At 61.9% G+C, this 23538-nt stretch carries 27 protein-coding genes and 1 tRNA gene; 10 read left to right on the top strand and 18 right to left on the bottom strand.

The window, feature by feature from the left end:
- Positions 1-13: 13 nt before the first annotated feature.
- The 5 genes from M6D32_RS16405 to M6D32_RS16385 all read right to left on the bottom strand — a co-directional run bounded on the left by M6D32_RS16405 (position 14) and on the right by M6D32_RS16385 (position 2032).
- Entirely contained in the window at positions 14-568 is a 555-nt protein-coding gene (locus tag M6D32_RS16405) for a hypothetical protein (RefSeq protein WP_366145840.1), read from the bottom strand.
- Between the two features lie 254 nt (positions 569-822).
- Positions 823-1215, bottom strand: a complete 393-nt coding sequence (locus M6D32_RS16400) for a hypothetical protein (RefSeq protein WP_298258025.1) — start codon at positions 1213-1215, stop codon at positions 823-825.
- A 107-nt stretch (positions 1216-1322) separates the two neighbouring features.
- A tRNA-Thr gene (locus M6D32_RS16395) sits at positions 1323-1397 on the bottom strand.
- A 126-nt stretch (positions 1398-1523) separates the two neighbouring features.
- Complete coding sequence (locus M6D32_RS16390; protein ID WP_298258023.1) at positions 1524-1781, bottom strand: hypothetical protein; 258 nt, start codon at positions 1779-1781, stop codon at positions 1524-1526.
- A gap of 143 nt (positions 1782-1924) precedes the next feature.
- Positions 1925-2032, bottom strand: coding sequence for a glucose transporter (locus M6D32_RS16385; protein WP_298258021.1), 108 nt, complete (start codon positions 2030-2032; stop codon positions 1925-1927).
- 181 nt (positions 2033-2213) lie between these two features.
- Between M6D32_RS16385 and M6D32_RS16380 the strand changes: the two genes are divergently transcribed.
- A complete protein-coding gene (locus M6D32_RS16380; RefSeq protein WP_298258019.1) occupies positions 2214-2486 on the top strand; it encodes a hypothetical protein in 273 nt (90 codons plus the stop codon).
- Between the two features lie 61 nt (positions 2487-2547).
- Here the strand turns inward: M6D32_RS16380 and M6D32_RS16375 are convergent, their stop codons facing one another.
- The 4 genes from M6D32_RS16375 to M6D32_RS16360 all read right to left on the bottom strand — a co-directional run bounded on the left by M6D32_RS16375 (position 2548) and on the right by M6D32_RS16360 (position 5009).
- The gene (locus M6D32_RS16375) at positions 2548-2784 is read right to left on the bottom strand and encodes a DUF6719 family protein (RefSeq protein WP_298258017.1); all 237 of its coding nucleotides are present in this window, start codon (positions 2782-2784) and stop codon (positions 2548-2550) included.
- A 178-nt stretch (positions 2785-2962) separates the two neighbouring features.
- Positions 2963-3673 (bottom strand): outer membrane protein, encoded by a 711-nt coding sequence (locus M6D32_RS16370; protein ID WP_298258016.1) that lies wholly within the window; start codon positions 3671-3673, stop codon positions 2963-2965.
- A gap of 289 nt (positions 3674-3962) precedes the next feature.
- The gene (locus tag M6D32_RS16365) at positions 3963-4367 is read right to left on the bottom strand and encodes a hypothetical protein (RefSeq protein WP_366145839.1); all 405 of its coding nucleotides are present in this window, start codon (positions 4365-4367) and stop codon (positions 3963-3965) included.
- A gap of 351 nt (positions 4368-4718) precedes the next feature.
- Positions 4719-5009 carry a hypothetical protein gene (locus tag M6D32_RS16360; RefSeq protein ID WP_298258014.1) on the bottom strand — a complete coding sequence of 97 codons (291 nt, stop codon included), beginning with the start codon at positions 5007-5009 and terminating at the stop codon, positions 4719-4721.
- 309 nt (positions 5010-5318) lie between these two features.
- Here M6D32_RS16360 and M6D32_RS16355 point away from each other — a divergent pair, with 309 nt between their 5' ends.
- Both M6D32_RS16355 and M6D32_RS16350 read left to right on the top strand, forming a co-directional pair.
- Entirely contained in the window at positions 5319-5864 is a 546-nt protein-coding gene (locus M6D32_RS16355; RefSeq protein ID WP_298258012.1) for a tetratricopeptide repeat protein, read from the top strand.
- 123 nt (positions 5865-5987) lie between these two features.
- Positions 5988-7370 carry a serine hydrolase domain-containing protein gene (locus M6D32_RS16350; RefSeq protein ID WP_298258010.1) on the top strand — a complete coding sequence of 461 codons (1383 nt, stop codon included), beginning with the start codon at positions 5988-5990 and terminating at the stop codon, positions 7368-7370.
- A gap of 15 nt (positions 7371-7385) precedes the next feature.
- On the opposite strand, the gene M6D32_RS16345 is transcribed toward M6D32_RS16350, so the two are convergent.
- Positions 7386-8888 carry a peptidase S10 gene (locus M6D32_RS16345; RefSeq protein ID WP_298258087.1) on the bottom strand — a complete coding sequence of 501 codons (1503 nt, stop codon included), beginning with the start codon at positions 8886-8888 and terminating at the stop codon, positions 7386-7388.
- Between the two features lie 259 nt (positions 8889-9147).
- Between M6D32_RS16345 and M6D32_RS16340 the strand changes: the two genes are divergently transcribed.
- The 3 genes from M6D32_RS16340 to M6D32_RS16330 all read left to right on the top strand — a co-directional run bounded on the left by M6D32_RS16340 (position 9148) and on the right by M6D32_RS16330 (position 11244).
- Entirely contained in the window at positions 9148-9927 is a 780-nt protein-coding gene (locus tag M6D32_RS16340) for an NAD kinase (protein ID WP_298258008.1), read from the top strand.
- A 183-nt stretch (positions 9928-10110) separates the two neighbouring features.
- On the top strand, positions 10111-10656 hold the full coding sequence (locus tag M6D32_RS16335) for a response regulator (RefSeq protein ID WP_298258006.1): 546 nt from the start codon (positions 10111-10113) through the stop codon (positions 10654-10656).
- Positions 10657-10668: 12 nt separating this feature from the next.
- Positions 10669-11244 carry an Hpt domain-containing protein gene (locus M6D32_RS16330; protein ID WP_298258004.1) on the top strand — a complete coding sequence of 192 codons (576 nt, stop codon included), beginning with the start codon at positions 10669-10671 and terminating at the stop codon, positions 11242-11244.
- A gap of 86 nt (positions 11245-11330) precedes the next feature.
- On the opposite strand, the gene M6D32_RS16325 is transcribed toward M6D32_RS16330, so the two are convergent.
- The 4 genes from M6D32_RS16325 to folE all read right to left on the bottom strand — a co-directional run bounded on the left by M6D32_RS16325 (position 11331) and on the right by folE (position 15384).
- Positions 11331-12506, bottom strand: coding sequence for a DUF2336 domain-containing protein (locus M6D32_RS16325; RefSeq protein WP_298258002.1), 1176 nt, complete (start codon positions 12504-12506; stop codon positions 11331-11333).
- Positions 12507-12833: 327 nt separating this feature from the next.
- A complete protein-coding gene (locus M6D32_RS16320) occupies positions 12834-13886 on the bottom strand; it encodes a transglycosylase SLT domain-containing protein (RefSeq protein ID WP_298258000.1) in 1053 nt (350 codons plus the stop codon).
- 278 nt (positions 13887-14164) lie between these two features.
- Positions 14165-14581, bottom strand: a complete 417-nt coding sequence (hisI, locus tag M6D32_RS16315) for a phosphoribosyl-AMP cyclohydrolase (protein WP_298257998.1) — start codon at positions 14579-14581, stop codon at positions 14165-14167.
- A gap of 65 nt (positions 14582-14646) precedes the next feature.
- Positions 14647-15384 (bottom strand): GTP cyclohydrolase I FolE, encoded by a 738-nt coding sequence (gene folE / locus M6D32_RS16310; protein WP_298257996.1) that lies wholly within the window; start codon positions 15382-15384, stop codon positions 14647-14649.
- Between the two features lie 227 nt (positions 15385-15611).
- On the opposite strand from folE, the gene M6D32_RS16305 reads away from it, so the two are divergent.
- On the top strand, positions 15612-16088 hold the full coding sequence (locus M6D32_RS16305) for an iron-sulfur cluster assembly scaffold protein (RefSeq protein WP_298257994.1): 477 nt from the start codon (positions 15612-15614) through the stop codon (positions 16086-16088).
- A 38-nt stretch (positions 16089-16126) separates the two neighbouring features.
- Here M6D32_RS16305 and M6D32_RS16300 read toward each other — a convergent pair whose 3' ends face one another.
- Complete coding sequence (locus M6D32_RS16300) at positions 16127-17035, bottom strand: hypothetical protein (protein ID WP_298257992.1); 909 nt, start codon at positions 17033-17035, stop codon at positions 16127-16129.
- A gap of 235 nt (positions 17036-17270) precedes the next feature.
- Between M6D32_RS16300 and yidD the strand changes: the two genes are divergently transcribed.
- Positions 17271-17627 (top strand): membrane protein insertion efficiency factor YidD, encoded by a 357-nt coding sequence (gene yidD, locus M6D32_RS16295; protein ID WP_298257991.1) that lies wholly within the window; start codon positions 17271-17273, stop codon positions 17625-17627.
- Between the two features lie 110 nt (positions 17628-17737).
- Positions 17738-17905 carry a hypothetical protein gene (locus M6D32_RS16290; RefSeq protein WP_298257989.1) on the top strand — a complete coding sequence of 56 codons (168 nt, stop codon included), beginning with the start codon at positions 17738-17740 and terminating at the stop codon, positions 17903-17905.
- A 120-nt stretch (positions 17906-18025) separates the two neighbouring features.
- On the opposite strand, the gene M6D32_RS16285 is transcribed toward M6D32_RS16290, so the two are convergent.
- A complete protein-coding gene (locus M6D32_RS16285; protein WP_298257987.1) occupies positions 18026-19261 on the bottom strand; it encodes a hypothetical protein in 1236 nt (411 codons plus the stop codon).
- A 1-nt stretch (position 19262) separates the two neighbouring features.
- Complete coding sequence (locus M6D32_RS16280) at positions 19263-20636, bottom strand: amino acid permease (protein ID WP_298257985.1); 1374 nt, start codon at positions 20634-20636, stop codon at positions 19263-19265.
- Between the two features lie 362 nt (positions 20637-20998).
- Between M6D32_RS16280 and M6D32_RS16275 the strand changes: the two genes are divergently transcribed.
- Positions 20999-22234, top strand: a complete 1236-nt coding sequence (locus tag M6D32_RS16275) for an alpha/beta hydrolase (RefSeq protein WP_298257983.1) — start codon at positions 20999-21001, stop codon at positions 22232-22234.
- Between the two features lie 15 nt (positions 22235-22249).
- Here M6D32_RS16275 and M6D32_RS16270 read toward each other — a convergent pair whose 3' ends face one another.
- Positions 22250-23428 (bottom strand): MFS transporter, encoded by a 1179-nt coding sequence (locus M6D32_RS16270; protein ID WP_298257981.1) that lies wholly within the window; start codon positions 23426-23428, stop codon positions 22250-22252.
- Between the last annotated feature and the right edge of the window lie 110 nt (positions 23429-23538).

The following is a 23538-nucleotide window of genomic DNA, read 5'->3' as shown; positions in this document are numbered from 1 at the left end:
TGAATTTGGATTTTTACGGACGACGTTCCGGGCCTCGCTGAGTCTCCGGCTGAGGGGGCGGAGCGATCTGCTGCGGAAGTGCGGATTTCTGCTGAGGGATCGCTGAGTTTTGCCGGAAACCGTGTTCGCGTTCGCGACCGTGATCGCGCTCATCGAATTGCGGCGCGGTGATTATCGGCGGCGGATATTGCGGCACCTGATCGAGCGGCATCGGTGGATCTGCCTGCCCGGATCCGGCGGACCAGGATTGATGGAAACTCTGCGCGGGCTTCGGCTTGTCGGCGCCTTGGATCTCCAGCCGTCCGTAGCCCGGCAGGTGCCCCGCGCTCGGATAGTAATGACCGACCGGCGGACCGGGATCGATGGGGTGACCGCCATACACCGTGATGGGGATATGGACGCCCTTGGCCAGGCCCCAGTCGCCTTCGACCACCGCGTAGGATGCATCGACGCCGTTGATGATGACAGGCACGCCCGCGCGGCCGGGAATCGCGATCACCGGGCCGCTTTCGGCGCACGCCGCGCCCGCTGTTCCGATCAAGACCACCAGTGTGATCACAGCACGCATCGTATCCATCCCGCTACGCTCATAACCCTAATCGAAGGCGAGGCCGCAGGCGTTAAGGCGGGCCGCCAAAGTCGCGGTAAGCCTAACGCGCAGGCCTTCATGCTTTGTCAATTTCAGGGGTTTCGGGAGACGAAAACATTAACTCGACGTGGGCCGTGGCGTCGAAGCAAGTCACCCAAAGCCAATAAGCGGCCGATTAGCCGCCCCTTTCGTGCCGGAATCGAAAGTGACTGGCAAAGCCGGCTCGACGAGCGTCAGCTGTGGAGCGTGGCGTGATCGGTCTCCATCGACTGTTTGCCGGTCGTGGCATCGGTGATGACAGTGCTGATCGTCATCTTGCCGGTGCCGGTCAGCTGCATCTGAGAATTGCCGATGCGAAAGACGTTATTGGTGTTGATCAGGACGCGCCCCGTCTGAAGGCCGCCATCAGCAGTTTGAAAGCGGACGGTCGCGCGATAGCCGCTGACATTCGAAATGGTGAGCGTGACCGGCTTGCCCTTGGAGTCGGTCGCGGTCCAGGTGCCCTTCCAATGCGTCGGATCGACCTTGGCAAACTTTGAACCGGGCGGAATCGAGACCTGTGTCGAAGTCGTATAGGCCGATTGTAGAGCGCTGAAGATGTTGCTGGTCACTGACATTGCTGACATCGGTATTCTCCGCAGCCCTGATCGGGGGCGACGAGAGAACCAGTCGCAGAATAAAATTAATCGGCGGTTAACCAAACTGCGGCGGTTTTATCGATGCGCTTCAGAACTGGTGCCGGTTGAGAGGATTGAACTCCCGACCTTCGGTTTACAAAACCGCTGCTCTACCGCTGAGCTAAACCGGCGAACTGAGATTCGACTTTATCGTCGTTCCGCAAGCGCCGCACCCGGTGGAGGTGGTCGCGGAACTGGCGGGCGTCAAATAGCAGAGTTGCCGGACAAGGGCTATCGCCGTCGGGCAAGGTTTCGGATCAGGCTTGCCCGTCCTCCAGACCGTACTCCCGGTAGATCGCCTCCCGGTTCGCCGCCGGAAACAGACGGCATTTGGCTTGCGCCAGATGGAGGTTGACGGTGCCGGACTGGCAGCCGGCGGCGAGCAGCTTTTTGATGTCGTCCATTTGCGCGGCCGGCTGGTGCTTCTCCGGCAACTGCTCCAGCGCGATCAGCGCGGTCGCCAAGGCTTCCGTGATCACCCATTCATCGTGGCCGGTGATTCCCTTTCGCGGCATGCGCCCGTCCTTTCGTCTTTGACCTCACCTATCAGAGACGCTCGACCTCATCCCTTTTTGGGCAGGATCGCGACCACGTGAGAATATCGAGGGAAACAACTCGGCCTTCAAGGCCGCGATCCGGCGCCGTCAGCGGAATCCGATCAGAAGAATGCACATAATAGTGCCAGATTGGCGACACAGGCCGCCAGCAACGCGATCGACAGCGTTGCGTGAATCCTCCCGCAGGAGATCTGGCTGATAATGCTCATGGCGAGGGCCAGCATCAGGCGATTCTAGTCAAGGAGTCTCGCCCGATATTTTTTGGGGGGTTTAGGACTCATTTACGACTCGCCCCCGGCCGTGCTAACCGGCCCTCCCCGGGAGCCTGCAACCGGAACCGGCCCTTCGGCGTTATGCAGGTTTGCGAGGCCAATTCGTACGGAGTTTTGAATGCCTTACGCGCTATTTTGCAACGACGCGCGGCTGAGTAATGCCTATCCGACGGAGGCCGACGTCTGGAAGCTGGCCCGCAAGAGCGGACTGGTGGTCGAGGTGGTATCCGGGGACGACAAGCCCGGGCCCCAGCGGGTGCTGGAAAATGACTACGAGATCCGGCCGTGCCGGGCGGACCCGCAGGAAGATCCAGTCCGGAACCGGACCAATGCGGAGCGCGAGGCCGCCCGCGCGGTCGAATGGGAGACCCCGACGCCGGACGCGGCGTGACCGAAGGCGGCCGGTTTCCTGGCTGAACGACGGCTTGGGGCGTCCCGACCGGATGCGAACGTTAGAATTGGACTACCAGCGAGGCCTCTTCGGCGGCGAGGGTCACGCAGCTCTTGCGGCGATGAAGGCCCCGGATCGCGCCGGTCACCTTAAGCACCTGCCCCGACGGGCAGGAGGCGCTCTCGACAAAGACAATCTCGTAAGGCGAAAGCAGGAGCGGCTCGGACTTCAGCACGGTCTGCGCCAGGCACGGCAAAGCTGACGCGCAGAAGACCAACGCTAGGGCGAAGATACGCATGTGCGATGTCCAGCCACCTGGGCAGCACCACAATAGCGATGTCCCGAGAAAGTTTCACGACAGCGAAAATATTTCTATCGGCCAGCAGGCGAAAAAGGCCGGCGTAGCGCCGGCCTTCTTGTTGATCGTTGCCAGCGCTTCAATGGTGAAGCGCTCAGCACATGGTTCGGTATCTGGCTCAATACTTGGCGACGACCGGGCCGCCCCATCCGAAGCGGTAGTTGATGCCGAGCTTGACGGTGTGGTCGTCGTCGCGGAAGTGCGCTCCGACGATGGGCGCCGGACCGCCGGTGAAGGTCGTGCCGCCGAAGTTGTAATACTGGTACTCGCCTTTGATCGACCAGTTCGACGTGAGCATGTATTCGAGGCCGGCGCCGACGGTGTAGCCATCCCGATGATTGCCGTCGACCGCGAAAGGCACCGCGAGGCCGTTCGTGGTCACGCCGAGAAGATTGTTGTTGCCGCGCCAGGCATAACCGCCCTTGGCATAGAGCAGCGTGGGACCGAAGGCGTAGCCGAGCCGCCCTGTCACGGAACCAATCTGGTCCGTGCTGCCAGTGATGACTGTCCCGCCCGGAAAGGTAACGCCACCGCCACCCGTCAGCCAGCTATACTGAGCTTCAGCACCGATCACCCAGTTGTTGGAAAACTGGTAGTCGAAGCCGCCCTGCGCGCCGCCCATGAAGCGAGCATCGCTGCCCTCGAGGCTGTTGCTGCCCGGGAATGCCCCGCCGACATGGCCGCCGATATAGAAACCGGTCCAGTTATAGATGGCCTCGGGCGCCCTATAGACCGGAGCCTTAGTGTAGGTCCGCGCCGGCAGGTCAGCTGCGAAGGCTGGAGCCGCGAACGCCATGCAGGCGACCGCGCCTAGCAGGATTTTTTTCATGGTGGTTCCCCGTTATCGTCGTGATCGACAACAACCAAACAACGTGGCGTGAATTTGGTTGCTTCGTGGCACAGCCAAATACGTTTACTTTCAGAATGTCGCACCGACACCACAGCGGCGCTTCGTTCCAGGACGTCCCATTTTTCCGCAGGAATCTTTCAATTTGGTCGGGTCAGCACGGCCAGGGTTCAGCGCGTGGAACCGGCCTCGCCGAAATGTGATGAGACGCAGTTCCGCGTCGGGGCCGCGGAGGTGCAGGTTTCCCGCCTGGGATGCCAGACGCGCACGTTCAGCGCGTCATCTTTCCCATTTCCGGGAACGGTGCCGACGCGACGCCCGTGCAGAGCTCGCCGACCTTCTCGATCAGACGGTCGAGCCGGCCGTTGACGAACAGCACCGCTCTATCGCGCGGCTCATAGTATGTGCCGTCGGCCTCGCGCGGCGAATAACGCAGGCAGCTGATGTAACGCATCTTGCCGTTGACCTCGCGCATCACCGGCTCGGCCACCGCAGCGTCGCGCACGCCGACCGGATTGTTGAGGTAGGTCTTCATGAAGGCCAGCAACTCCGCACGGTAGTTGCTCGGGAAGGCCTGCAGGGTATCAGGCTTGGCGCCAAACAAGCTGAATCGCTGGCCCTCGTCACCGCTGCTCGAGCAAGCTGCGAGCGCGATCGGCAGCATCAGAATTGCCACCCGCTTTGCCGAAATCCCCAATCGAAACCTGTCTTCTGGTTGGCCCGTCTAGTGTCCCGGTTCTGATATTCGTATCGCCTCGCAGCGGGCACATTTACGAATGTCAGAACCAAAGGGACACTAGCAAATATATGATTCTAGTGTGGCTTTGACTCTGACGTTCCTTTGAAGAGGTCGCTGCGAAACTGAAAGGAACGTCAGTGTCGCCACACTAGTCGGTTTCTAGCCCTTCCGAAAATGAAAGGGAATTGCCTAAAAGCAGGCGCCGGCCCGACGCCGTTGGGGCGGCGTGGGCCGGACCTGAAGTCCGCGAAGGTCCTTTGAAAAGCGAACTACCTCCGCGGTTCGTCCTCAGCCGCGCTTGGCGGGGTGCTTAACAGGCTTGGCTGAGACCTTCAGGGACTTGTGCACCTTCGCCGCCACCTTCTTGTGGGTGCGGTGATGCGTGTAATGCTTGGCATGGCGCTTGTGATGGCTGCTCATCTTCGCTTTGGCGTTCAGCGGGTTCTTCATCTGGGCCGACTTGCCGACGGTAGCCGACTTGGTGACGGGCGCCTTCGTCGTTTGCTGGGTGCTCGCAGCCATCGCCGGGGCGGCAAGGAAGGAAGCGGCAAGCAGTGCGGCTGAAATCGTCTTCAACATGGAAAGCTCCTTTCGAAAGGGATCCCGGAGGATGCCGGCCGGAATGGCCGGGCTCGTCGATCATGTTGCGACCATAGAAGGCGGTCTCTGAACCCGTCCTGAAGCCGAGCAACGGCCTTCGTTCATCTCGATGAATTTCTGGTCATGTTCGGCAACGGGAACGCAGAACGACTCGCGTCCTGACGCGTCTCGCACGAAAAAATTCCCGAAAAGCACAAAAAAATGCCGTTGGAATGATCGACGACAGCGGGTGTTCAGACTGAGGGGCTCCGATGTAGGCTTGCCCTTGACTGAAATCAGGAGAAACGCATGCCCAAAATTGCGATCCGACTTTTGACCCTTGCGATGTTCGCCGCCGCGACGGTGGCGGGTCCCATGGTCAGTGTTGCCAAGGCCGCCGGCGGTGATACGCCCTCCCCGCCGTCCGACTCGGGCAAGGCCAAGAAAAAGAAGCATGGCAAGAGTTCGAGCATCGAGGATCAGAAATTCCTCGAAGGCTACCGAGCCGCCTACGCGACGATCTACGACCGCCACGACTACACTTCGGCGATCGCCGAATTGAAGGCGCTCGGCCGGGACGACGTCGCCGACGTCGCCAATCTGATCGGTTACTCCTACCGCAAGCTCGGCGACTACAGGGTCTCGCAGGTCTGGTACGAGCGCGCGCTTCAGGCGGACCCGAACCACGTCCGCACCTGGCAGTATTACGGCCTGTGGCAGCTCGAACAGGGCAATCGCGAATCCGCGCAATATCATTTGAGCCGCATCAAGCAGATTTGCGGCACCGACTGCGCCGAATACAAGTCGCTCGCCATGGCGCTCGAGCAGCCCGCGGGCACCGGCCTGGTTTACTGATATCGGGACAGCTTACGTTTCAGGGACGTTCTGGCCGGCGCAACCTGTACGGGTTGCGCCGGTTTTGTTTTTCACCTATTGCGAAGCGCGCCCGCACCATTGGTTTTCCAGGGAGATCGCGCCGTGAATCCGTGGCTACGATCGGCGGTCGACTATATCTGCGACTGGCTTGAATTTCAGGTGATGGCGTCGCAGCAGCCAGGATGCATCATCGCTGTAACCCATCGGGGCGCAGTCGTTACCGAGCGGGCGTTCGGCGTAGCCAACCTCGATACCGGCGAGAAGCTCACGCCGCGCCACCGTTTCCGGATCGCGTCACATTCGAAGAGCTTCACGTCCGCTGGAATTATGAAGTTGCGCGAGCAACGCAAATTGCGGCTCGACGATCCCGTTGGACAATATGTCACGGCACTGCATCAACAGGTCGCCGAGACGACGATTGCGCAAGTCCTCTCGCACAGCGCCGGCCTTACGCGTGACGGTGTCGATTCCGGGCAATTCATCGATCGACGCGACTATCTGAACGCAAAGGAGCTGATGGCCGAACTTCAACAGCCCACAACCATCGAGTCCAACACGCGCTTCAAATATTCCAATCATGGCTTCGGCCTGCTCGGCCTCGTGATGGAGGCCGTCACCGGCGAGCCCTACACTTCCTGGATCAAGCGCGAGATCATCGACGCCGGCGGGCTCAAGGAAACCCTGCCAGATACGCCGCTCCCCAAGGGCGTTCCCTTTGCACGAGGTCACCTGCGACAACAACCTGCCGGACGGCGTTTTGTCCTTCCCGGCGATAATCCAACGCACGCGATTCGCTCAGCTGCAGGCTTCGTCAGCACAGCCGCCGATACAGCACGCTTTTTTGCCCAGCTGGCGCCGAGCGCGAAACAGAGCGTGATTGCGGCAGCATCTCGTCGGGAAATGACGCGAAAACATTGGCGCATTCCGATGAGCTTCGAGGCGTATTACGGCCTGGGGGTCAACATCGGTCAAACCGATGGATGGGACTGGTTCGGCCATGGCGGCGGCTTCCAGGGTTATCTCTCTCGCACTATCGTGATACCCGCTTGCGAGGTCAGCATCACCCTTTTGAGCAATTCCATCGACGGCGGGGCGCCGTTCTGGCTGGATGGCTGCATGCAAATACTCCGGGCATTCAAGACCCGCGGCGCGCCCGACCGAAACCTGCGCGATTGGGCCGGCCGCTGGTGGACGATGTGGGGCGCCGTCGATCTAGTACCCATGGGAAACAGGGTGATCGCGGCCATTCCGCATTTCAACAATCCCTTTATGGATGCCTCTGAAATCGAAATTACCGGGCGCGACGCCGGCCGGATCGTCTCGGCGAATGGCTATGGCAGCCATGGCGAGACTGTTCGCCGATCGCGCGGCAAATCCGGCGCTGTCACCGACATCTGGCTGGCGGGTGTCAATGTGAGGCCGAGCAAAGCAGTAACTACCGAAATCGAGCGCAGATACGCGCCGCAAAAGCGTCGCTCCCGCTGAGCACGGCTTCTGACCCTATTTCATCAGGGCCTCGGCTTCGGCGCGGAAAGCCTGGCGCGAGCCGTCGCGCGAATAAAACATGTGGCCTCCGGGATAGACCACAAGCTTCACCCGATCTGGTGACGCATAGGCAGGCAACTGATCGAGCCAGATCTTCGAGCCGAAGTATGGCGTGGCAAGATCGAACAATCCGTGCCCGACCAGAAGCTTCAGCTTCGGATCGAACGCAAGGATCTGCCGGAGTTGGGAAATCGATTGGGGCGGATTTAATCCGCGTCCGAAATCCCAGGAGTGCTCAACCGAACCGTTGAGCAGGTGATAAGGACCATCGGGACGCCAGTTGAGCGTACGCCGGGTAAGATCGACCGCAGCGCTGGTCAGCGGCGCGATCAGCGGATCGCCGGACGGATCGGGAAAACGGGCCTGGCTTGAATCGGGATCGGGATCGAAGCCGAGCACGGAGCCGTCATAGCGGCCGGTCACCTTGCCATCGCGGCGATCGAATTCGCGGCGAAACTCGGAAACATCGAGACGCCCGGCCAGCTGGCGGGTGACGGCCTGATCAATGCCCGTCAGCGCCGAAACGCGGTCGGCGAGCCGCGTCGTCGCCTCCTTGTCGGCTTCCCCCTTGATCAGATCGGCGATGAAATCGCTCCGCGCGTAGGTCTCGACGTCCGCCATGTCGGCGCGCGTGACGGAATGTTTGGCCTCCCGCGCGACCGCCGCCATTGACGGCAAACTTATGACATATTGCAGGATGCTCGTGCCGCCGAACTCGCGGAAATCGAACACCGGCGATATCAGGATCAATCCGCGGACGCCGACGCCCTGCTCCTTTTCCAGCTCGCGAACCAGCTTCGGCCCGCGAATGCCGCTGTAGCTTTCACCGACGATGAATTTGGGCGACAGCAGGCGATCGTACTTTTCGAGATAACGGCGGATGGCGACGGCCATCGCGTTGACGTCGCCATCGACCGAGAAGAAATGCTTGCGGACGTCCTCCTCGGTCGAGACGAAGCGGCTATAGCCGGTATCGACGGGGTCGATGAAGACGAGATCGGTAAAGTCCAGCCAGGTTTCGGCGTTCGGTTTCAATTCAGGCGACGCCGAAGCAATCGCGGCCTCGCCTTCGATTGGCAGGCGCCAGGGGCCCGCACAGCCAAACTGCAAATAAGCCGAAGACGCGCCGGGACCGCCATTGAAAAAGAACGTTACGGGACGGCTGTGCGGATCGGCGCCGTCAAGCTGATAGGCCGTATAAGCGATATCCGCTTGCGGCTCTCCCTTTCCGTTGAAGAGGCGAAGCGAGCCCGCGGTCGCGGTGAAGGCGAGCGTCCGCCCGCTCACGTTGATGCTGTGCTTGGTGGTGGAGTCCTCCGGCAGCCGGCGTGTCTCGGCCATCGTTGCGGCGCCACTGCGCGAAGCCGATTGTCCCGCTTTCTGGCCGGAAGGTGGCGAAGCGGAGGTTGCCTGGGACAGCGGCTCGTGCCTGGCGTCCTGAGCCCCCGCGCCGCCCATGAGCGCAAGCATGACAACAGCAAGAACCGCGGGCACAAGGCCGAAAGTCGCAGGGGTCGCAGGCCGGATAGACATTAATCTTTTCTCCAACTTCTCGCACCAACGCAGTCCCAGCCATTTTATACGCGTGGAAGCATGTTATTTTACGGGAGCGGCGATTTTGGTCCAAAACCGTGACAACCCTCCCGGCAATCGTCTCGACAAGTCCAAACAAGGTCGTATAGACGACCATCCACCCACAGGACGCCTTCACAACTTCATGAGCACAGCCCAGCCATACGACCGGATTGCCTTTGTCGCCAGCCCGGGCGCCGAAGCCCAGGAGGCTCTGGGGCGGCTCGCGGCCCTGTACGGCAATCGCGATCCGGCAGATGCGGATGTCGTGGTCGCGCTTGGCGGCGATGGCTTGATGCTGCAGACGCTGCATCAGCACATGCGCACCGGCAAGCCGATCTACGGCATGCATCGCGGCACGGTCGGCTTTCTGATGAACGAATTCGCGCTGCATCGCCTGCACGAACGTCTGGCGGCGGCGCGCGAGACTCTGATCAATCCGCTCCTGATGCGCGCCACCGATGCGAATGGCGACATTCACCTGCATCACGCCATCAACGAAGTGTCCCTGTTTCGTCAGGCCTATCAGGCAGCGCGCTTGCGGATCCTGATCGACGAACACGAACGTATGCCGGAGTTGATCGCCGACGGCGTCCTGGTGGCAACGCCGGCCGGCTCGACCGCCTACAATCTTTCGGCACAGGGACCGATCCTGCCGATCAATGCCCCTCTCCTCGCCTTGACGCCGATCAGCCCGTTTCGGCCGAGGCGCTGGCGCGGTGCGCTGTTGCCCAACACCGCCTTCGTCGTCATCGAGGTGCTCGAAGGCGACAAGCGACCGGTGGCCGCGGTGGCCGACCACGACGAGGCCCGCGACGTTCGCCGTGTCGAGATCCTGTCCGACAAAACCATTTCGATGCGAATGCTGTTCGATCCCGGTCACAGCCTCGAAGAACGCATCCTGCGCGAACAATTCGGCGGCTAGAGCTCCGATTCCGAAGTTCGCAAGCTGTTGCGGCCCCTCCGATGCGAACTTCGGAATCGGACCACTAATAAGCGGCCTTAAATCGATACCGCCGGCTCCGCCAATCGCAACCATTCCTTAACGCAGCAGGCATATGGTTAACGGTGCGTATACCAGCGTATGCGTGTCCCCGAAGGCACCGCCATGTTCCGTATCGATTTCAACAAGCTCCGGTTCCTGATTTCCGACGACAATCCGCACATGCGCCGCATCCTGCGGACGCTGTTGCATTCGTTCGGCGCGCGCGAGGCCTATGAAGCCGAAGACGGCGCGACCGCGCTTGAAATGTACACCCACTATGTGCCGGACATCGTCATCACCGACTGGGCGATGCCGATCTTCGACGGGCTCGAGCTCGCGCAGATGATCCGGCAGCCGGAATCCAAGGGCAACCCTTACGCCCCCATCATCATGCTGACCGGTCATTCCGAGAAGCGCCGCGTCACGGTGGCGCGCGATGCCGGTGTCACCGAATTCCTCGCCAAGCCGATTTCCGCCAAGGGGCTGTATCAGCGCATCCTGAACGTCGTCGCCAATCCGCGGCCGTTCATCAAGACCAAGACCTATTTCGGCCCGGACCGCAGGCGCAACACCAACGGCGCCTATATCGGGCCCGAACGGCGCGTCGGCGGCGAGTTTGAAATCCTTCAGCAGCCCTCGCTGCTCGACAAGGCCCGATCGGGCGTCTAGTGAAGAAAGCACATGGCGAACAGCAAATCCGACATCGAGGTCAAGAAATTCACCGATCACCATGTGATCACGCAGCCCAACCCCCTGCGCAAGGTGCTGCGGCGCGTCGCCGACGACGATATCGATGATCCCGTTGCGCGCGCGGAAAAGGCGTTATCCGACCTGTCCGGCGAATTCCGGCAATGGATGGAGATCGAAGTCGGACGGCTGGCCGATGCCCACGCCGCCATTCTCAAGAACGGCTTTACCGATAAGTCGCGCGACGAACTGTTTCGCGCTGCCCATGACCTCAAGGGCGATGCGGTGACCTTTGGCTATCCGCCGGCTGGCGCCGTCGCCGAGAGCCTCTGCCGGATCATCGAACATGCGCCCGATCTTGCGCGCGTGCCAGCTGACCTGATCGCGCACCACATCAACGCCATTCAGGCGATCGTGCACGAGCACACCAAGCTCGACACCATCAGCATCTCGCACGAGCTGAGCAAGCGCCTGCGCGGTGTCGCGGACGACTATCTCGCGCGCGTCAACCACGACCGGCCCGAGCATCTCGAAGCTGTTATGGCGCCGAGCATCGCGCCGGCGGATTAGCGCCCGGCGGCTAGCTGCAGCGTTGGCAACTTCAAGGAAGATTATTGAAATGACGGGCAGGCCCCGGTCGCCCCGCTGATATATTTCTACGCCGCGATCAGCCCTTGTGGCTCAAACGCGACGGCTTCCTCCGCCGCCAGTTCCTCGCAGAACAGGCGCGCCTCTTCCCGCGCCGATTCAGTTGCGAAGCGCCTGAGCAGGATGAGAAGCGGATCGGTCACGTTGTGATCGGTCTCGCATTGCGTCAGCACGCGTTCGACCATGCGGCGGCGCAGCCTCGCGGCCCCACCGAGCGTATCGGTAAAGCCGGTCTCGTGAATAACCTCAAGCGCCGCGCGGAATGCAGCGAAGGTCGATTCCGGCAGGCCCGCCCGTTTCAGCAGCGCCACCAGGCTCGCCTCGCCGCGGTCGAGCAACAGCGACGAGACGCGGCTACCCGGCAGGCCGGACAATTCGCAGAGCGCGGCTTCGAACAGTTCGAGATTGCCTGACAGTAGCGCACGCAGGATCAGGCCCGCCGTGAGCTGGGCGGTCGCGCGCAAATGCGCGATCAGGCCGCGCATGTCATCGCCGCGCGAGGAAGCCGCGATGCTGACCGTCGAGCGGTCGCGCGCCTCGCCTGCCACCCGTTCGGCGCGGTCGGCGCTCAGCCAGTTCTTGGCGACAACGAATTGCGCGAGCGTGTCCGACAGCTTGGCGACCAGCGCGACCCGCGTTGCTGCGGGGAGGTCTTCCAGTTCCAGCATCGATTCCCGGATCGCCGCGAGATGACCGTGACGCTCGACAATGCGGTCCCAGGAAAATGGCGCCAGTTCCGCATAGGCGTTTTCGATCAGTTCCAGCGCCGCCGCGGCCGAGCCGACCTCGGCGATCGCGGCGCCGACGGAAGCCGGCAAATTGATGCGGCGCGCGATCGCGCATTGCATCTCGCCGCCGGCGGTCGCGACAATGTCAACAAGGTCGGCATCGATCAGAAGCGGCGAATGTTCGAGGATCTGCAGAGCGACGGACGGCTGATCGAGCGCCAGCGCCTGCACAATGGCCGCGGGAGCTTCGTAACTGCGTGCGAAAACGTCCGCCATCGCCCGGCGCACCAGCGGCGACGGATCGTCAAGCAGCATCAGCAGCGCGCCCTCGGCGGCTGCGCGGTCGTCTTCGGAAAGATCGGAGATGAGCCAGGCCCGCGCCAAAGCACGCGTCGCCTCGGCGCGTTCGCCTGCCGGTGCCGTCTTAATCCAACTGATGAACTGCCGAACGATCATTGCCCTGCCGGCTTACGCAAAACCCTGGTGCCCACTTTTCGAAGTTCGTACCCCATCGCTGCACCCCCAACTACGAACTTCGAAAAGCTAAGGGCACCAGCAAACTAGTAATTCTGGTGCCGCTTCCTATTTGGAGTTCCTGAACCGATTTCGTGACTTGCAACGCAGGAACTCCGAATAGGCGGCACCAGGCGCCTTCATTCCGCGCCAGTGCAAGACAAAATAAACCACGACGCTTAACAAAGCGTTCACTATAACCGGCTGGTTTCATTGACGTTTTGTTAAGGCCTGCGGCGCCGGCGCCGCTCGAAGACCTTCAAATCCGGATCAACCGCTGAAGGTGCCGTTGCGATCGCTGAAGAGATCGAGGCCGCCGCTCGTGGCCGCGGTTGGCGCGACCGCCACCGTGGTCGAAGGTGCAGGCGGAGAAGAGGATGCCGGCGGATCCGACGTCAGCGACGCCGAGTTGCCCCACAATTCGCGCACCGCCTGCGAGACCGGCTGGCTGCGGCTGCCATCCTGAAACAGTGAACGGAAGACCGGGCTCGAGGGAGCGGCACTTGCCATCGTCGTGGCCGAGGCTGTCGTTGCCGGCGCGGCGGATCGGGTCTCCGGAAATGTCGAGAGATAGGCCGCGTTATCGGCCGATAGCGCGGCCGGGCTTGCGCTTGCGACTGCCATGGTCGGCTTGACATCGCCGCCAACCGACGCCATCGCGCTTTGGGTTGCAGATGAACTCGCGGCGCTGGCATAGCGCTGCTGCAGCACCGAATAGACCTCCGATACGCTGCGTGCCCGTCCGGTGGTGCGGTCGTAGAAGATCGATCGGTTGGCAGCCGCGGCATTCGGAAACAGCCGTGCGGCGGAAGCTTGCGGATTGTCCTCGGCATTGCCGATCAGCCTGGCGGCGCCACCGACGCCCATGAAATGGGCCATGTATAATTCGCTGTCGTTCGGACGCCGGCCGAGCATGCCGGTCAACCTGAAACTGTTGGCCTGGGTGAGTGCAGCCGCCATATCGGACGCGACCGTCGGATCGTCGCGCAGCTTCATGATCGTCTTTCGCGCGGTCGGATCGGCCACCGAATAGGTACCGTCGGACGACTGCGTGATCATGTTGGCATAGCTGCCGTAGCCTAGCTGCCCGCCCGCGTCCTTGAACGTGGCGAGCCAGGTCTGGTCAATGAACTGAAACAGCCCGTGGGCCGAAGAGGTCGAGGCTCCCGCGCCCGGATTGAAATTCGATTCGATCTTGGCGGTCGCGAGCAGGTACTGAAAGCTCATGCCGCTTGACATGGCGGCCTGCTTGATCGCGCCGGCAACGCGCAGGCGCGCGGGATCGACACCTGCAGCAGAGGCATTCGATGTGTCGACCGACATTGTCTGGTCTCCGCTCCCCGCGAAACGACCCGCTTCCCGCCTGAAACGAAGGCTCCCACCCGCGCTCCTGCGGGCTCACAGTGCGGTGATTACGGTTAAGAGTGGGTTAAGGGAGTTCGTGTCCCGGACGCGGTGCAGCGTCCTTCACGATGCACCGCGGAGCCGGGACCCAAGTGGACGCGACCTCCTCCATGGACCGGACCAGCAGTGCACAGCGCCGCAAAGAGTGGCGCCCTGCGCAGCATCCGGGGCACGACGAAACCTTACGTGTGATTGCCCTAGACCGCCTTGGGGTCGAACTGCCGCTCGGCGTTCACGAACGACAATCGCGCGCCGCCCTCGGCGGCCTCAACCTTGCGGTAGAAGCAGGAGCGCCGGCCGGTGTGGCAGGCAGCGCCGGTCTGCTCGACGCGAATCAGGATCGCGTCCTGATCGCAATCGACGCGCATTTCGACGACGCGCTGGATGTGGCCGGAGGTTTCGCCCTTCCGCCACAGCGCCCCGCGCGACCGGCTGTAGTACCAGGCCTCGCCGCTCGCAATGGTCCTGCGGAGCGCTTCCTCATTCATGTGAGCAACCATCAGCACCTCGGAAGTCGCCGCGTCAGCGGCGACGCAGGTGACGAGGCCGTTGGCGTCGAATTTGGGCAGAAGGCTCAGCCCTTCCTCGATGTCGTTGCTATCGGATGTGGACACGGCTTTAGATTCTCGAAGGGTTTTTAGCGAGAGCTCCGAGGACAAGAGACCTGTTTCGAAGCCATTCAGCGCGGCTGCGCCCGCACCAGGGAGAGGAAACGGGCCTGCTCGGCCGGATTGTCGCGGAACATCCCGGTGTAGCGGCTGGTGAAGGTCATCGCACCATGCTTGGCCACGCCACGCACCGACATGCAGGTATGCTCGGCCTCGATCAGCACGGCAACACCGCGGGGCTTGAGAATCTCATCGATCGCCGCGGCGATCTGCGCCGTCAGATGTTCCTGGGTCTGCAAGCGCCGCGCGAAGATATCCGTCAGCCGGGCGAGTTTCGACAGGCCGACGACACGCTCGACCGGCGTATAGGCGATATGCGCCCGGCCGTAGAACGGCATCATGTGGTGCTCGCACTGCGAGGTGAATTCGATGTCGCGGACCAGCACGAAATCGTCATAGCCAGCGGTTTCGCCGAAGGTGCGGTTGAGCACCTCGGCCGGGCACTGGTGGTAGCCCTGATAGAGTTCGTCAAAAGCCTCGACCACGCGGCGCGGCGTATCCAGAAGTCCCTCGCGTCCGGGATTTTCGCCGATATAGCTCAACAGGGTCTGCACCGCGGTTTCCGCTTCGGCGCGCGACGGCCGCGGTTGATCGGCGCGAACCGCTGCCGCTAAAAATTCGGAAGGATCAAGCTCGGCAGGCCTCACGTCCGCCGGCTTCGTCTCGGACGGCTTCGGGTCGGAAGCCTTCAAGTCTGAAGGCTTGGAATCAGAGGGCTTTGGGCGGAGGGATTTGATCAATGCGTCCATGTCAGCTCCGTTCGACCGGTCAACAAAAGACCGGAGTGTCACCGGCAGACGGGGCGGAAGTTCCGCCGGGCGCCTGAGTCCCCCCAACTAAGATCGCCTTACGGTGGCCAGCGGGTACCTGTTTCGGACCACCATGACGAAAACGGCGGGGTGTATTTCCACCGTTTCCAGCCATATATAGGACCATGCACCTTGGCCGCCAAGGGCGGGAAGCATGAGTTCGGACTATGCTAAACGACGTCTACAACAAGCGCATCATTGAACTCGCCGGCAATATCCCCCGGCTCGGCCGCCTGCCCTCGCCCGACGCGTCAGCCACGGCGCATTCCAAATTGTGCGGTTCGACGGTCAAAGTCGACCTCAACATGGACGGCTCCGTGGTCACCGACTTTGGCCATGACGTAAAGGCCTGTGCGCTGGGCCAGGCCTCCTCCTCCATCATGGCAGCCAACGTCGTCGGCTCAACTGCAGGCGAATTGCGTGAGTTGCGCGAAACTGTTCGCAAGATGCTGAAGGAAAACGGCAAGCCACCCGATGGCAAATGGGCCGAGATCGCCGTGCTCGAGCCGGTCCGCGACTACAAGGCGCGGCACGCCTCGACGATGCTGACCTTTGACGCCGTGGTGGATGCGATCGGACAGATCGAAGCCAGGACGGCGGACAAGGCAAATGGCAACGAGGCAGCGCAGACCGCCTCCGCCTGAAGACTTCAACTATACGACAGACCGCCTAAGCCAGACCATTATTGGGCTGGCGCGGCGGAGACGCTCGAGACTGGCGTTAATGCCTCGGCCGTCCGAGTGGATTTGGCAACCGGCGCGGCCGCGGCATGCTCGTCGCTCGCCGCGGCGCTGACGAAGCGGTCCTGCACCGCCTTCGTGGCCGCCACCTGCATGACCGATCCGCCCGTCGACGGCAGCACCTCGGCGACCGCCTCGGTGGTGACGAGATTGGTCAGCCGCAATTCCGCGCGCGACAATTCGTGCAACTCTTCCCACGGCGGAATACTGAGCGAGAGCGCAAGCAGATCGCCGGCGCCGCCCATGTCGAAGGTGTATTTTGCAAGCCGTCCGATATCGCGTTCCACGATCATCAGATCGTCGGCAGAATAGCTGGCAGCCTTCGCGTCGTCAGCGCGATCGCCCATCCAGATCTGATGCACCCGCACATGCGCGGCTTCCGGCACATAGCGCGTCTTGCCGGACAACAAGAGAAACACGCACATCGACTCGCAGTAGGCGTCTGGCTCGATGACGCTGCGATCGCCTTGGGCAGTGTGGGTCAGGATGCTGGTGCCAACCGTCGTCATCAGTCCGAGGCTGCGGAAGCGGCGGCCGAGTGTGATGGCGTCGTTGACGGAGCCGCCACTGGAATCCAGCACGACCGTCGCACCGCGAAGATCACGTCCTTTCGCGAAATCCTCGAAATCCTTCGGACTATCGGCTGTCACGATGCCGATTGCGCTGATCCATCCGCTGCAATGCGGTTGGCAGGCCACCCAGATGAATTGCATCGGAAGCTTGCGCTCTTCGAGCGCCGCGTCGGCGTGCGCGAGACCCCCAAAGGCGGCGAGAATGCCTGGCACAGCAACACAGACAGCGGCAGCGGCCATCAGCGCCAAGCCGCGAAAGCGAAGTCTGACGAGTTTCAATTTGGTTCCTTCCCCCGCAATCGCCAAAACGGCGGCCGCACCGGTTCGACACGACAACGATTCTGTCATCCCCGCGTTAAAAAGCGTAAACGCAGTTGCCGGAATCGTCCATAGAATGCTTGCTGCGCCGCGGCGCAAACCGTTGATATTTCCAAAACTGTGGCACAATTATTGACGCAAGCCGGTTCCCCGAGCCGGAACCAGATATCCGCGCCAACATCGCAGCACCACGTCCATGAGGCATTTGCCCTTCAAGCTGAACCGGCCATCCACTCATTGCGAGGCTTGTGCGCACAACGTTGAGCATCTGCCGCGACAGACCGGCCGCGCGATGATCTGGCTCTACCGGCATACGCTCTCACCGTTGATTGGCTATAATTGCAGGCATTTGCCGACATGCTCGGTCTATGCCGATGAAGCGATCGGACGCTTCGGATTGTGGGCTGGCGGATGGATGACGCTGGCGCGGTTGTTGCGGTGTCAGCCGTTCGGCACCTCGGGTATCGACAACGTTCCGGCGACAAGGCCCGAGGGCGCGCGATGGTATCTACCGTGGAAATACGGACGCTGGCGCGGCGTCAACTCAGCGTGATGTTTTGGCCCGCTGCGCTGCGGCGCACCACGCAAATGCGTTGCCGTAACACAGGAACCGGCCTATCGTTTGAGGGTTAGCTTGGTGTCTTCTTTCGGAGGACGTCAGCAATGCGCTGGAGAATCCGGTCCACCGGTCACGATCCGCGGCAGATCGATTTGTTGGCGATTGTTGCGATGATTCTCATCGTCATCACGGTCGGCCATTTCCTGACCGAACACCCGAAGAAGCATCTCACATCGAGCTTCATTGAGCCAAGCCAGACCGTGCGCTGGTAAGGAGCGTTTTCAAGCGAAGTGGGTACCGGTTCGCGTGAAGAAAACGCGTCAAAACAAAAACCCGGAGCCCGGTATTGATTCGATCAAAACCGCGCGGGCTCCAATCGCCCCTACCCAGCCTCACTGAAACCAGAGAAATCCGTGCGGCGGTTCAGGCCATGGTAGCGGCTGCTGCGGATGCGGCCTGCGCGGGCGCTTGGGCCTCGGCGCCGGCGGCGCGGTTACCTCGGTCGACGACGTTGCGTCCGCGGTCGCCGCACCGTCATCCGGCGAACGGACAGCGAGCAGCAGGTTCGATTCATGCGAGTGCCAGCGGTAGCCGATGCCGAAATCCAGCGGCTGGGCACGCTGAAACAGTTCGGCATAAGACTCCTGATATTTGTTGGGAAATTCGGCGATCGGACCAGCATAGCGTCCGAACGGGAACAAGCGCCACTTCCTGGCGCCGAAATAGCCAAGCGGAATTCCGGAATCGTCCTGAATGATGGCCGCGCTGTTGGCGAGAATGAAATCGCGCACCGCCGAGAAGCTGGGCGAGTGCATCAGATAGGACGCGCTCTTGATCAGGCTATTGCCCGGCGCGAGCGTCGCGCAGAATTTCAAAAAGCCGCTCACCCTGACACTGGAGTCGGAGAGATCCGTCGAGAAATAATACAGTGTCCTGTCGACGCCATCGCGTCCAGCAAAGACAATGCGAACGCCGCGCACCGCATTGCCACCGGGATTCTCGTTGGCAAAGTACGCAGTTCCCTTGGCGTCGAGCGCAAGGCTCGAGACATTCTTGATCGTCTTGCCGGAGCGCGCCAGGAATACGTACAGCAACGGCATCGCGCCGTTGAGCTCGCCCTCATGCAGGTCGACCTTCATCTTCCTGGTGATGAAAAAGGAAAAGCTGAGGATCGAACCAAGCGAATGCTCGACGTCAGACAAGGTGGCCGCAATGCTGCCGGGCGGCACCTTCATCAGATCCGGAATCGAACCGGGCGGTTCGAGCGCGCTCAGCACGTAGGTGGTTGCCCTCGGGTAAAACGCGTTGGCGTAGAGAAAGTCCGGCCCGGAAAACATATAGAACATCGTCGGTTTGGGCGCGGCGATATTGGCTTCCGACCAGGCACGCACCCTCGACATCTGCCGCTGATCGAGTTGGCCGAACGCGGAATCGAAAAACTTCGCATGGCGCTGCCAGGCCGGATCCCTGGTCAGCGCCATCAGAGGCGAGTTGGCCGACGGCGTCATGCCGGCAAGAAACTTGGCGGTGTCGTCGGCGGTCGGCGCGTCGGCGGCGCGCGCGCCACCAAGCGCTGCTGCGAATAACAGGGCCGCAGCGGCCACAACGGTTTTCAAAGTGCGAAGCATCTTATTTGCGACCTGCCCTCGGCGGTGGACTCGCAGCGCCGGCGTCGTCGCGCTTGCGGAAAACCAGGTAAATCAAGAGGCCCGACACCATAAGCAGCGCGCCAAAAAGCGACTGCAACGGCCGGTCGACGACCAGATAGTACATCATGAAAAGCGTCACGAGCAGGAAAATCACCGGCGTGACCGGGTATCCCCAGGCGCGATAGGGTCGTGGCAGATCCGGCCGCGTGATGCGCAGCCTGATCACGCCGAGCACCGTGAAGAACGAACAGAACAGCAGCGAAAACTGGATGAAGTCGAGCACCGCCTCAAAGCTGCGGGTGAACAGCATCAAGGTCGCGACCGTCAGCTGAAACAGGATGGCATAGGCCGGCGCGCCTTGCGTCGACCTGCGGGCGAATACGCGCAGCGCCGGGATATCCTCGCCCATCGTCATCATCACGCGCGGACCGATCCACATCATCGCGCTGATCGAGGATATCAGCCCGATGCAAATGATCGCGCCGACGATACGGCCGCCGATCTCGCCGAAAATGTAGCTGCCGGCAATGCGCGCGACGTCGATCTGGCCGGCGAGCTTGTCGATCGGCGCGGTGTGGAGGAAGACCGCGTTCAGCGCCACATACAGCACCAGCACGATCAGCGTGCCGGTAAACAAGGCGCGCGGCAGGTTTTGGCCGGCATCGTGTATTTCGCCCGCGATGTAGGTCGCGGCATTCCAGCCCGAAAAAGAATACATCACGAAGACGAGCCCGACCGCGAACGGCGCGCTGGCGACATAACCGATATCGCTGACTTGCGGTGCGAAGGATACGTCTTGCGCCCGGCCGACGACGAAACCCGCGATCAGGAAAGCGGTGATCAGCACGACCTTCAGGACGGTCGCGATCAACTGGAATGTCGATGAGTGCCTGACGCCCGTGAGCTGGATGATTGACACCGCCCACACGATCCCCACCGCGAGCGAGAGCGGCGGCGCACCCGGAACGATCGCGTGGCCATATTGCTCCAGCGCCATTGCCGCCAGCGCCACCGGCGCCGCAAAGCCGACCGTCGCCGACACGAAGCCCGCGACAAAACCAAAAGCGGGATGATAGGCGCGGCCGAGGAAATTGTACTCGCCGCTCGAGCGCGGAAACATCGCGCCCAATTCGCTGTAGGAGAACACGCCGCACAGCGCGACGATGCCGCCCGCGGTCCAGAGCGCGAGGATAGCAAAGCCTGAGGGGATGTCCTTGACCTGAAAGCCGAGGCTGGTGAAGACGCCGACGCCGACCATGTCGGCCACGACGATGGCGGTCGCAACCGCGACCGAGACGGTCGATCCGCCGGAGAGCCGTCCTCCCCACGCCGCTGTTCCCGTTTCTGAGGTCATCGTCGCCCGCAACTTCGGGCGTCACGCCCGGCTTTTTCATCGTGCAATCAGGCTTGGGCCAATTCAAGGAGAGCCAGAATTAGATTTCAATTTGGCCGATGGAGGTATCAAGATACTCTATTCGCCCGTAAGAATCCGGTCGGCGGGAAAGAAGCACCCACGTCCCATAATGAGGACACGATTTCGTGTTCCCTAAACCCGTTCCGGGAATGGGGAAGATTTCCGGAGGATTAACGTCACCGCAACAAAAACGCGCTGACATGCGCCGTTGGATGGCGGTTGGGGCAAAGGGGTGGATGGTCGGGGCCAATCCGAAATCTGAAAGCTGTGGTCGCGTGAATCTGTCCTGGAAACCGGGCACGATGCGTCATGCGCGTTCGCGTGCCGTCTTGTCGCACCGCTGGCTTGCTCCCCTTTTCCTCCTGATCCCGCTGTCGCTCACGCTCGCCCAATGCGGCGACTCGCCGAGCGCCGGGGCGCTAGCCGCCAACGCTCGAGCCTCGGCCAGCGATAGCTTCGACGACCGTTTCCCCAAACCGCAGTTCAATGACCGCTTCCCGACCGCCGCCGAAAGCCTCCAGCAGCGGCCGGCGAGCATGGCGGATGCACAAAACCGGCGCGTGGTGCAGACCAAATCCTATCGCGTTGCGTCGCTCGCGCCCGTCATTCCCTACCAGCGTCCGCAGCATGAAGACCAAACCGCACTGATCGGGCTCAAATCGTCCGCCTTCCCCTACTTCGGCAACAATCCGCGCACCGATGCGCCGTTCCTGAACGTTTCCAACGGCGATCGCCGCGGACACCGCAGCTATTCCGGGCGCGTCTTCTGGCAGGACGAAACCTTCAACGACAATCGCGTGCTGATGCACGTCCCTGAGCATTTCGACATCAACAAGCCCGGCGTCATCGTCGTGTTTTTCCACGGCAACGGCGCGACGCTGGCACGCGATGTACGCGACCGCCAGCGCGTGCCGCAACAGATTTCGGAATCCGGCGCCAACGCCGTGCTGCTCGCGCCACAGTTGGCCGTCGATGCCGCCGATTCCAGCGCCGGCAAATTCTGGCAGCCCGGCGGCCTCAAGCGCTTCATCGATGAATCGGCCGATCACCTCGCCAAACTCTATGGCGATCCGAGCGCGGCCAGGACCTTCGCCAACATGCCGATCGTGATCGTCGGTTATAGCGGCGGCTTCCTTCCGACCGCCTACAGCCTCGACGTCGGCGGGGTGGGCAATCGCGTCCGCGGCGTCGTTCTGCTCGATGCGGTTTATGGCGAACTCGACAAGTTCGCCTCTTGGGTCGAGCACAACCGCTCCGGTTTCTTTGTCAGCGCCTATACCCACTACACCCAGCCGCGCGACCGCGAGCTGATGCAGATGATCCGCGACAAGGGCATCGCGGTCTCCGACGACATGGACGGCCCCTTGCGCCCCGGCAGCGTGGTCTTCGTCAAGACGCCCGACGGCGTGACACATCGCGACTACGTCACGCATGCGTGGGCCGATGAGCCGATCCGCAAAGTGCTCGCCAAGATGTCGTTGACGCCGGCACTGACACGGTTTGCCTCCACGAGTTCCGACGCGCCGATCAGCAGATAGAAGGACAGCCGAGCTTCAGCTCACCGTCGCGAAACGTCGCGTCGCAATCACCGTGACCAGCGCCAGCGCTACGAACGCCGTACCCGCATAGCCGATGCCATAGAGAAGTTGGTGCGCGTAGAGCAATCCGCCGATCGCGGACCCGATTGCCTGCCCCACATACAAAAACGATGTGTTGAGCGCGACAGACGCCGAAGCGAGCGGAGGCGCCGCAGCGACGAGCCGCACCTGTTGCATCGAATTGCTGGAGGCAAATCCTAGTCCCCAGATCACTACCGAGCCCGCCATCAGCGGATAGATGCCTGCGCTCAGCGCCCAGCCGGCAACTCCGCCCAGCACCAGCGCAACCGAGAGCACTGATGCCTTCAGGGAACCCCAGGAATCGACGACGTTGCTGATGACCACGAGGCCAATGAAACCACAGACACCATAGATGCCGAACACCAGCCCGACCGCATCAGGACCGACATGTGTCAGCTTCGACAGCAGCGGCCCCATATAGGTGAAGATGGCGAACTGACCCGACATCAAGAGCGTGGTGATGGCGAGGAGCGCGACGATCACTCGGTTACGCCCGAGCTCGGCCCACGTCTTGAGTTCGACCGGTGCGCCGACGAGACCTTTGGGCAACCGCCAGAGCAGCAGCACAAAACTCACCACCGCGATGATGCTGATGCCGACATAGGCCGCGCGCCAGCCGTAACGGCTGGTCAGGAAGGTGACCAGCGGCAGCCCGATAGCGGCCGCCAGCGACCAGCCGAGAAACACATAGGCGATGGTGCCGCCGCGCTTTTCCGCCGGCACGATCAACGCCGCCGTGCCTGCGGCCTGCGGCGTATACAAGGCGCCGACCGCCAGCATGACCAGACGAATGATCAGAAGCGCCACGTAGTTCGGCGCAAGGGCCGACGCAACGTTACCCAGAGCGAGAACGGCAAGCGTGAACGCGAGCAAGGCGCGGCGTTCGATCCGGCTGGTGAGCCACGCCGTCAGCGGCGAGCCGATGCAGAGCACGATCGCGCCGAACGTCACGAGAAGGCCGGCCGTGTTGACGGTGATCCGAAGATCGGACGCGAGTTCAATCAGCATGCCCGCCGGCGCCAGGATCGAACAGCCCGTCACCAGATTTCCAAACATCAGCGCGGTTGGCGCGAAACGGCGGTGAACGGGAACGTCGGACGGCGGCTTTTTCATGCAGCGGCATCTAACGCTCCGCCCTCCCGATGGAAAGGGCGGCATCCGAATTATTTGAACGCGACGCACTTTCCATGAAAGAAAATCGTGCGCCGCATGAAAGAAACCCT

This window comes from Bradyrhizobium sp. (genome assembly GCF_027307225.1).
GTDB lineage: Bacteria > Pseudomonadota > Alphaproteobacteria > Rhizobiales > Xanthobacteraceae > Bradyrhizobium.
This window is presented reverse-complemented; position numbering and strand designations above follow the sequence as displayed.